The following is a 797-nucleotide window of genomic DNA, read 5'->3' on the forward strand; positions in this document are numbered from 1 at the left end:
CCCTAGCATCTTAGTATTAGATGATGCCACGAGTGCTGTTGATATGAAAACAGAAAGAGAAATTCAATTGGCTTTAAAAGAAGTGATGAAAAATCGTACTACGTTTATTATCGCACACCGCCTTTCTTCTTTGCGACATGCCGATGAAATCTTAGTCTTGCATGAAGGTCAAATAAAAGAGAGAGGAAGCCATAAAACGCTCATTCAAAAGGAAGGGATTTATAAAAATATTTATGACATTCAATATGAAAGCAATACGTCAGTGATGAACGTATAACAAGGGAGGAATAGAATGGAAGCCGAAAAAAATAAAGTTGTGCGAGAGCGCTTTTATTATCAAACAGATCAAATCATTGATAAGATGTTTAACTGGAAGCAAATGGCCCGCTTGTTTCGTTATCTTCATCCATATCGAAAAAACTTGCTTCCTTTCTCGTTTCTTATGGTCATTATCACAACGGTCATTAGACTCGCTATTCCTATTTTGATAGGTGTATATACGCTTGATCATGCTGTAAAAGATAAAAATAGCACGCTGCTCATGCAGTTAGTTTTCATAATCTTTAGCTTGTATGTACTATCTTATATTTCGAATATCTTTCGAATTAAATGGATGAACCAACTCGGGCAGCACGTTATATATGATTTAAGAAAACATTTATTTACGCATATTCAAGGGCTGTCGCACCGGTTTTTTGATACGCGTTCAGGAGGCTCTATTCTTGTAAGGATCATGAATGATATTAACTCTCTTCAAGATTTATTTACCAACGGGGTAGTTAACCTGTTTATGGATC

Annotated in this window: 1 protein-coding gene and 1 pseudogene; both read left to right on the forward strand. The window is 35.8% G+C overall.

Annotated elements, in window-relative coordinates:
* Positions 1-277, forward strand: a pseudogene (locus AC1DRF_RS30520) (ABC transporter ATP-binding protein); the annotation flags it as partial.
* A gap of 15 nt (positions 278-292) precedes the next feature.
* The coding region (locus tag AC1DRF_RS30525; RefSeq protein WP_477742638.1) for an ABC transporter transmembrane domain-containing protein at positions 293-797 on the forward strand (505 nt) is incomplete at its 3' end.

It is taken from the genome of Priestia sp. P5_B4 (genome assembly GCF_056400385.1).